This is a genomic window from Mesorhizobium sp. M0048, assembly GCF_040323405.1.
In the GTDB taxonomy this organism is placed as follows: Bacteria; Pseudomonadota; Alphaproteobacteria; order Rhizobiales; family Rhizobiaceae; genus Mesorhizobium.
Genome location: NZ_JAMYUV010000091.1, coordinates 1 through 9,368 on the forward strand (window position 1 = coordinate 1; position 9,368 = coordinate 9,368).

Annotated in this window: 7 protein-coding genes and 1 pseudogene; 6 read left to right on the forward strand and 2 right to left on the reverse strand. The window is 62.0% G+C overall.

The features are described 5' to 3' along the window. A partial coding sequence (gene rpoC, locus NKJ84_RS32320) for a DNA-directed RNA polymerase subunit beta' (RefSeq protein ID WP_352509898.1) occupies positions 1-3,554 on the forward strand: 3,554 nt, incomplete at its 5' end. A gap of 85 nt (positions 3,555-3,639) precedes the next feature. Beyond that, positions 3,640-4,304 (forward strand): annotated as a pseudogene (locus NKJ84_RS32325) (O-methyltransferase). Between the two features lie 48 nt (positions 4,305-4,352). Here NKJ84_RS32325 and NKJ84_RS32330 read toward each other — a convergent pair. Continuing rightward, entirely contained in the window at positions 4,353-5,282 is a 930-nt protein-coding gene (locus NKJ84_RS32330) for a Gfo/Idh/MocA family protein (RefSeq protein WP_352509899.1), read from the reverse strand. Between the two features lie 123 nt (positions 5,283-5,405). After that, positions 5,406-5,687, reverse strand: coding sequence for a transcriptional regulator (locus NKJ84_RS32335; RefSeq protein WP_254817147.1), 282 nt, complete (start codon positions 5,685-5,687; stop codon positions 5,406-5,408). Between the two features lie 462 nt (positions 5,688-6,149). On the opposite strand from NKJ84_RS32335, the gene rpsL reads away from it, so the two are divergent. From rpsL to NKJ84_RS32355, 4 genes are all read left to right on the forward strand, one after another. After that, positions 6,150-6,521 (forward strand): 30S ribosomal protein S12, encoded by a 372-nt coding sequence (gene rpsL / locus NKJ84_RS32340; protein WP_006333356.1) that lies wholly within the window; start codon positions 6,150-6,152, stop codon positions 6,519-6,521. An 85-nt stretch (positions 6,522-6,606) separates the two neighbouring features. Next, complete coding sequence (rpsG, locus tag NKJ84_RS32345; RefSeq protein WP_008875664.1) at positions 6,607-7,077, forward strand: 30S ribosomal protein S7; 471 nt, start codon at positions 6,607-6,609, stop codon at positions 7,075-7,077. A 30-nt stretch (positions 7,078-7,107) separates the two neighbouring features. Then, complete coding sequence (gene fusA, locus NKJ84_RS32350; protein WP_254817148.1) at positions 7,108-9,198, forward strand: elongation factor G; 2,091 nt, start codon at positions 7,108-7,110, stop codon at positions 9,196-9,198. Positions 9,199-9,265: 67 nt separating this feature from the next. Further along, positions 9,266-9,368, forward strand: a 103-nt coding sequence (locus tag NKJ84_RS32355; protein ID WP_245464554.1) for a GTP-binding protein, incomplete at its 3' end; no start/stop codon positions are given.

The window sequence follows — 9,368 nt, forward strand, 5'->3', positions numbered from 1 at the left end:
AGCAGAAGAAGTACCTGAAGCGGCTCAAGGTCGTCGAGAACTTCATGGAATCCGGCAACCGTCCGGAATGGATGATCATGAAGGTGGTTCCGGTGATTCCGCCGGACCTGCGTCCGCTTGTCCCGCTGGACGGCGGCCGTTTCGCCACCTCCGACCTGAACGACCTTTATCGCCGCGTCATCAACCGCAACAACCGCTTGAAGCGGCTGATCGAGCTGCGCGCGCCCGGCATCATCGTGCGCAATGAAAAGCGCATGCTGCAGGAAGCCGTCGATGCACTGTTCGACAACGGCCGTCGCGGCCGCGTCATCACCGGCGCCAACAAGCGTCCGCTGAAGTCGCTGTCCGACATGCTGAAGGGCAAGCAGGGCCGGTTCCGCCAGAACCTGCTCGGCAAGCGCGTCGACTATTCCGGCCGCTCGGTCATCGTCACCGGTCCGGAGCTCAAGCTGCACCAGTGCGGCCTGCCGAAGAAGATGGCGCTCGAACTTTTCAAGCCCTTCATCTACGCCCGTCTCGACGCCAAGGGTTACTCCTCGACCGTCAAGCAAGCGAAGAAGTTGGTCGAGAAGGAGCGTCCGGAGGTCTGGGATATCCTCGACGAGGTCATCCGCGAGCATCCGGTGCTGTTGAACCGCGCGCCGACGCTGCACCGCCTCGGCATCCAGGCGTTCGAGCCGATCCTGATCGAAGGCAAGGCGATCCAGCTTCACCCGCTGGTCTGCACGGCCTTCAATGCCGACTTCGACGGCGACCAGATGGCGGTCCACGTGCCGCTGTCGCTGGAAGCGCAGCTCGAAGCCCGCGTGCTGATGATGTCGACCAACAACATCCTGCACCCGGCTTCCGGTGCGCCGATCATCGTGCCGTCGCAGGACATGGTTCTCGGTCTCTACTATCTCTCGATCGTCAACCAGAACGAGCCGGGCGAGGGCATGGTGTTTGCCGACATGGGCGAGCTCCAGCACGCGCTCGAGACCAAGGCGGTGACGCTGCATGCCAAGATCAAGGGGCGCTTCCGTACGGTCGACGCCGACGGCAAGGTCGTGTCGAAGATCTACGACACTACGCCTGGCCGCATGATCATCGGCGAACTTCTGCCGAAGAACCACAATGTGCCGTACGAGACCGCCAACCAGGAGATGACCAAGAAGAACATCTCCAAGATGATCGACACCGTCTACCGCCATTGCGGTCAGAAGGAGACGGTCATTTTCTGCGATCGCATCATGGCTCTCGGCTTCAGCCACGCCTGCCGTGCCGGCATTTCGTTCGGCAAGGACGACATGCTGATTCCGGACGCCAAGATCAAGCTGGTGTCCGACACCGAGGCTTTGGCCAAGGAGTACGAGCAGCAGTACAATGACGGCCTGATCACCCAGGGCGAGAAGTACAACAAGGTCGTCGACGCCTGGGCCAAGTGCTCGGAAAAGGTCGCCGACGAAATGATGGCCCGCATCAAGGCTGTCGAGTTCGAGGACAACGGCCGTCAGAAGCCGATGAACTCGATCTACATGATGTCGCACTCCGGTGCGCGCGGTTCGCCCACCCAGATGCGCCAGCTCGCCGGCATGCGCGGTCTGATGGCCAAGCCTAGCGGTGAAATCATCGAGACGCCGATCATCTCGAACTTCAAGGAAGGCCTCACCGTGCTCGAGTACTTCAACTCGACCCACGGCGCCCGCAAGGGTCTGGCCGACACCGCCTTGAAGACGGCGAACTCGGGTTATCTGACGCGTCGTCTCGTCGACGTGGCACAGGACTGCATCGTCAACTCGCTCGACTGCGGCACCGACAAGGGCCTCACCATGCAGCCGATCGTCGATGCCGGTCAGGTCGTCGCCTCGGTTGGCCAGCGCGTTCTCGGCCGCACCTCGCTCGACGACATCACCCACCCGGTCACCGGCGAGGTTCTGGTCAAGGCCGGAACGCTGATGGACGAGCGTGACGTGGAACTGATCGAAAAGGCCGGCGTGCAATCGGTCCGCATCCGTTCGGCGCTGACCTGCGAGGTCAGGGTCGGCGTCTGCGCGGTCTGCTACGGACGCGATCTGGCCCGCGGCACGCCCGTCAACCAGGGCGAGGCTGTCGGCGTCATCGCGGCGCAGTCGATCGGCGAGCCGGGCACCCAGCTCACCATGCGCACCTTCCACATGGGCGGCACGGCGCAGGTGGTGGATTCCTCGTTCCTTGAAGCCTCGTACGAGGGCAAGGTCGAGATCCGCAACCGCAACGTGGTGCGCAACTCCGACGGCCAGCTGATGGTCATGGGCCGCAATATGGCGGTGCTGATCCTCGACGAGGCCGGCAAGGAACGCGCCACGCACCGCGTCACCTACGGTTCGCGCATCTTCGTCGACGATGGCGACAAGGTGAAGCGCGGCCAGCGTATCGCCGAGTGGGATCCTTATACCCGCCCGGTCCTCACCGAAATCGAGGGCAAGGTCGCGTTCGAGGATCTGGTCGACGGCATTTCCGTTCAGGAAACCGCCGACGAATCGACCGGCATCACCAAGCGCGAGGTCATCGACTGGCGTTCGACGCCACGCGGCAACGACCTCAAGCCGGCGATCGCCGTCCTGGATGCCAAGGGTAAGGTCGGCAAGCTGTCGAAGGGTGGCGACGCCCGCTTCCTGCTCTCGGTCGAGGCCATTCTTTCGGTCGAGCCGGGCGCACAGGTTCGCCCCGGCGACGTGCTGGCGCGTATTCCGATGGAAAGCGCCAAGACCAAGGACATCACCGGCGGTCTGCCGCGTGTTGCCGAGCTGTTCGAGGCACGCCGTCCGAAGGATCACGCCATCATCGCCGAGATCGATGGCACGATCCGCTTCGGCCGCGACTACAAGAACAAGCGCCGTATCATCATCGAACCGCATGACTCGACGCTTGAGCCGGTCGAATACCTGATCCCGAAGGGCAAGCCGTTCCATCTCCAGGACGGCGACGTCATCGAGAAGGGCGACTACATCCTCGACGGCAATCCGGCGCCGCACGACATCCTGGCGATCAAGGGCGTGGAGGCGCTTGCCTCCTACCTCGTCAACGAAATCCAGGAGGTCTACCGACTGCAGGGCGTGTCGATCAACGACAAGCACATCGAGGTGATCGTTCGCCAGATGCTGCAGAAGGTCGAGATCACCACGCAGGGCGATTCGACCTACATTCCGGGCGACCACGTCGACGTGATCGAACTGGAAGAGGTCAACGAGCGCCTGGTCGAGGAAGGCAAGAAGCCGGCAGAAGGCCAGCCGGTGTTGCTCGGCATCACCAAGGCCTCGCTGCAGACGCCGTCCTTCATCTCGGCCGCCTCCTTCCAGGAGACGACGAGGGTGCTGACCGAAGCTGCGGTTGCCGGCAAGACCGACATGCTGCAGGGGCTGAAGGAAAACGTCATCGTCGGCCGGCTGATCCCGGCCGGCACCGGCGGCACGATGAGCCAGATCCGGCGCATCGCCACCTCGCGCGACGAACTGATCATCGACGAGCGCCGCAAGGCGTCCGGCGTCGAGGTCGCCGAGCCGATGCTGACCGACATGGCTTCCGCCGCGCAGTAAGCGCACAAGAAAGAGAAGATAGAAAAGGGGCCCAAGTGGCCCCTTTTCGCATTTTGGTTCTCTAATCGGATCGGAGAAGAAAACGATGAGCATGAAGACCTGGGCTTCTGTCGACGACTACATTGTCGAGGCTTTTTTCGATGCGGATCCCGCCCTCGATGCCGTTCTGGCGGCCAACCATGACCACGGCCTGCCGGCGATCGATGTTTCGCCGGCACAAGGCAAGCTGCTGTCACTTCTTGCGCGAATGCAGGGAGCCAAGAAGGTACTCGAAATCGGCACGTTGGGCGGCTACTCGACAATCTGGATGGCGCGAGCGTTGCCCGTGGACGGCAAGGTCGTGACACTCGAGCTTGACCCGCACCACGCCAGTGTCGCGCGGTCGAACTTTGAACGCGCAGGGGTGTCGGACCGGTAGAACTGCGGGTCGGACCGGCGCTTCAATCGCTTGCGGCGTTAGGCGCCGAGAATGCCGGGTCGTTCGACTTCATCTTCATCGACGCCGACAAGCCGAACAACCCGCACTATCTGTCGTGGGCCATGCGTCTTTCGAGGCCGGGGACCGTCATCGTCTGCGACAATGTCATCCGTGACGGCGCGGTGGTGAATGAAGATGGTCGTGACGCCAATGTCGAAGGGGCACGCGCGGCGTTCTCGTTCATCGGCAGCCACAAGCGTCTGGAAGGCACCGCGATCCAGATTGTTGGCGCCAAAGGCTATGACGGCTTTGCTATAGCGATCGTCAATTGAACTTGCGCGGTGAGTGGCCGGACATGCGATCCGGCCGACGCCCGCTGATCAATCGAAAAAAGCTTGCACCACATTGCGCTTGCCCAGCATGAAGGCGTCGGCGACGTGCTGAAGGGGCGCGAGATCGACGTCGGAGGTACCCGCGCGCACGATCTCGGCAAAGCGCCTGTAAAGCATCGGGTATTCCGCTTCCGGCTCCTCGTGAACGACGCGGCCGTCGACGGCGAGCTTCGAGCCGCCGCCGGAAAGCACCATTTTACCCCGGTCCGTCTCGGCCAGGATGTCCCAGCTCTGCGGGCCGGTCTGAAGCCAATCGAGTTCCATCGTCACTGGCAATCCGTCCGAGGTGCGGAAGGTGACATGGGCCGCGACCGGGGATGCACGGTTCTCCGGAAAATCGAGCTCTGCCGAACTGATGAACATTGGCGGCAGGATGTGGGTGGCGATCGACAGTGCGTTAATGCCCGGATCGAAGACGCCGAAGCCGCCCGGTGCCCAGATCCATTCCTGATTCGGATGCCAGCGGCGGACATCTTCCTTCCAGATGATAGCGGCCGATCTGATTTTGGTTGAACCGAGGAAAGCGCGAGCGGCCTCGACAGCCGGCGCATAGCGTGAATGCCAACTGGCGAACAGGCAGACGCCGTTCGCTGCCGCCAGCGCTTTCAGGTCCTCGACCTCGCTGACGGTCGCGCCCGGCGGCTTTTCCAGGAAGACATGCTTTTTCGCCACCAGCGCCGTGCGTGCGGCGTCATAACGGAACTGCGGCGGCATGCAAAGCGACACCGCCTCGAGCTCCGGCACCGAGTCGAGCATCGCCTCAATCGTCGGGAAATTCGGGATGTCTTCGACTTTGCCGTGGCGGCTCGCTGCGGCGACCAGGCGATAATCCTGGTCCTTCGCCAAGGCCGGCAGGTGCTGGTCGCGGACGATCTTTCCCACGCCCACGATGCCGAGCTTGATGGGATTAGAGGACATGGGAGCTCCGCAGGTTGAGTGTGCTTGGTTTTACCAGAGGTCGCTTCTTAGCAGAGAACTTGTGTCGGGCAAGTCGCCGGGCTTTTGTCGCCGGCCGTGAGATCGACCGCGATTCAGATCTCTTCAGATCGGCACATCGAAGGTCACGATTGACACTTCGCCTTCGAGCGCGCCCTGATAGGCGGACAGATGCGGCTCCTCGTCGGGCACGCCGTCCAGGTCGCCGATCTGGTCGAGCTCGGCCTCGGCGTAACCTTCCGCGGCAAGTGATTCGAGAGCGCGGCGCACCGCCGAATCGTCGTCCGGGGCGACCAGCATCACATGCACGCCTTCCGGCTTGCCGCCTTTGCGCTTCCACACCCGGCCGGTAATAATGGTGACCGGGCGCTCCTCATTGTCATTCACGGGTTCGTACCTCCGGGCGAGGGGTTTTGGGCTGTTCATGCCGCCTTTTCGCACGAAGCACGGCGTGGAAACAGCCGCAAGCCGGTCACTTTCTGCCTTCCTCTTGAAAAACGGCGCAAGAAAATTACATGCGTTTTTCGCATGGCTGCCAAACCTCGGGTTCAGCGCAATATTTGCCGCTCCGGGGTTGACGGACAGTGGCCACACGAGTAGAAGCCGCCCAGTCAGAACCGATGTGAGGCTCTCGCTTCCGAAGCGACACGCTTTGGAGTTTGCCTCAAACAGGGTTCGTTTTACGAGCGAAAAGACATTTCCGGCGTGCATGAAGCGGCTTCCGCTTCCTCTGCCATTTGTTCGGGCAAGACCGCGAGGCGCGGTTTGTGGCCCGAATTTGCGTATGGAAATGACGCTTTGAGCGGCCCTGACCGGGCAAGACACGGAATTGAGAGACAAGAGGGTTTAATGCCTACCGTCAACCAGCTGATCCGCAAGCCGCGCATTGCGCCGGTGAAGCGCAACAAGGTCCCGGCCATGCAGCAGAACCCGCAGAAGCGGGGCGTCTGCACGCGCGTCTACACCACGACGCCGAAGAAGCCGAACTCGGCGCTGCGCAAGGTGGCCAAGATCCGCCTGACCAATGGTTTTGAAGTGATCGGTTACATCCCCGGCGAAGGCCACAACCTTCAGGAGCACTCGGTGGTGATGATCCGTGGCGGCCGCGTCAAGGATCTTCCGGGCGTCCGTTACCACATCATCCGCGGCGTGCTCGACACGCAAGGCGTGAAGAACCGCAAGCAGCGCCGTTCGAAATACGGCGCCAAGCGTCCGAAGTGACCGAAGCGTAGCCAAGGTCGTTCCGGACGGCGTCAAGCGACGATCCGGGATCCAGGCCACCGCGTAGAATTGAGGCAGAGAAAAAATGTCCCGTCGTCACAGTGCAGAAAAGCGTGAGATCAATCCGGACCCGAAGTTCGGCGATCTGATCGTCACCAAGTTCATGAATGCCGTCATGTATGATGGCAAGAAGTCGGTTGCCGAGACCATCGTCTACGGCGCGCTCGACCAGGTCCAGTCCAAGACCAAGCAGGAGCCGGTCACCGTCTTCCATCAGGCGCTCGACAATGTCGCGCCGCATGTGGAAGTGCGTTCCCGCCGCGTCGGCGGCGCCACATACCAGGTTCCGGTCGACGTGCGACCCGAGCGCCGGCAGGCATTGGCCATCCGCTGGCTGATCGCTGCCGCCCGCAACCGCAACGAGACCACCATGGTCGACCGCCTCTCCGGCGAGCTGATGGATGCGGCCAACAACCGCGGCACCGCCGTCAAGAAGCGTGAAGACACCCACAAGATGGCAGAAGCCAACCGCGCTTTCGCGCACTACCGCTGGTAAAGCGCGAACGAGACTGAAGAGGCACCTCCCATGGCCCGCGAATATAAAATCGAAGACTACCGCAATTTCGGTATCATGGCGCATATCGACGCCGGCAAGACGACGACCACCGAGCGCGTCCTCTATTACACGGGCAAGTCGCACAAGATCGGCGAAGTCCACGACGGCGCTGCCACCATGGACTGGATGGAGCAGGAGCAGGAGCGCGGCATCACCATCACGTCGGCCGCCACCACGACCTTCTGGAAGGGTCGCGACGGCAAGATGTATCGCTTCAACATCATCGACACCCCCGGCCACGTCGACTTCACCATCGAGGTCGAGCGTTCGCTGCGCGTGCTCGACGGCGCCATCGCGCTGCTCGATGCCAATGCCGGTGTCGAGCCGCAGACGGAGACTGTCTGGCGCCAGGCCGACAAGTATCGCGTGCCGCGCATGATCTTCTGCAACAAGATGGACAAGATCGGCGCCGACTTTTACCGCTCGGTCGAGATGATCGGTTCGCGCCTCGGTGCGCATGCCGTCGTCATGCAGTTGCCGATCGGCGCCGAGACCGAGTTCAAGGGTGTCGTCGATCTCGTCGAGATGAACGCGCTGGTCTGGCGCGACGAGACGCTGGGCGCTGCCTGGGACATCGTCGAGATCCCTGCCGACCTCAAGGCTCGTGCCGAAGAATACCGCGAGAAGATGATTGAGGCCGCCGTCGAAATGGACGAAACGGCGCTCGAGAATTACCTCGAAGGCAAGATGCCGAGCAACGACGAGATCCGTGCGCTCATCCGCAAGGGCACGATCGCGGTGAAGTTCTATCCAATGTTCTGCGGCTCGGCCTTCAAGAACAAGGGCGTGCAGCCGCTGCTCGACGCCGTCGTCGAATATCTGCCGTCGCCGGCCGATGTGCCTGCCATCAAGGGCGTCGACGCCAAGACCGACGCCGAGATCGAGCGTCATGCCGACGACAACGAGCCGCTGTCGATGCTCGCCTTCAAGATCATGAACGACCCGTTCGTCGGTTCGCTCACCTTTGCCCGCATCTATTCGGGCAAGCTCACCAAGGGCATCTCAGTCGACAACACCGTGAAGGGCAAGAAAGAACGGATCGGCCGCATGTTGCAGATGCATGCGAATTCGCGCGCCGACGTCGAAGAGGCGTTTGCCGGCGACATCGTCGCCCTCGCTGGTCTCAAGGACACCACCACCGGCGATACGCTCAGTGATCCGCTGCATCCGGTCATCCTCGAGCGCATGGAATTCCCCGATCCGGTCATCCAGATCGCCATCGAGCCGAAGACCAAGAACGACCAGGAAAAGATGGGTCTCGCCCTTCACCGCCTGGCCGCCGAGGATCCGTCCTTCCGCGTCAAGACCGACGAGGAAAGCGGCCAGACGATCATCTCCGGCATGGGCGAACTTCACCTCGACATCATCGTCGACCGCATGCGTCGCGAGTTCAAGGTCGAGGCCAATGTCGGCGCGCCGCAGGTGGCCTACCGCGAGACGATCACCCGCAAGCACGAGCAGGACTACACGCACAAGAAGCAGACCGGCGGTACCGGCCAGTTCGCCCGCGTCAAGATCCTGTTCGAGCCGAATCCGGAAAGCAGCGAATTCGAGTTCGAAACCAAGATTGTCGGCGGCGCTGTGCCGAAGGAATACATCCCCGGTGTCGAAAAGGGCATCAACAGCGTCATGACCTCGGGCCCGTTCGCCGGCTTCCCGATGATCGGCGTCAAGGCGACGCTGATCGATGGCGCCTACCACGACGTGGACTCGTCGGTTCTGGCCTTCGAAATCGCCGGCCGCGCCTGCTTCCGTGAAGCAGCGCCCAAGCTTGGCGTGCAGTTGCTCGAGCCGATCATGAAGGTCGAGGTGGTGACGCCGGAAGATTACGTCGGCAGCGTTATCGGCGACCTGAACGGCCGTCGTGGCCAGATCCAGGGCCAGGAAGCCCGCGGCGTCGCGGTGGTCATCAACGCGATGGTGCCGCTCGCCAACATGTTCAAATACGTGGACAACCTTCGCTCGATGAGCCAGGGCCGCGCGGCCTACACGATGCAGTTCGACCATTACGAGCCGGTCCCGACCGCGGTCGCCCAGGAAGTCCAGAAGAAATACGCGTAACTCGAAACGAGTTGCACCAGTAACTTAATTCAAGGCCCGCACGGGCTGGCAGGAATGGAGAGATCACATGGCAAAAGGTAAATTCGAGCGCACTAAGCCTCATGTGAACATTGGCACGATTGGTCACGTCGACCATGGCAAGACGTCGCTGACGGCGGCGATCACCAAGT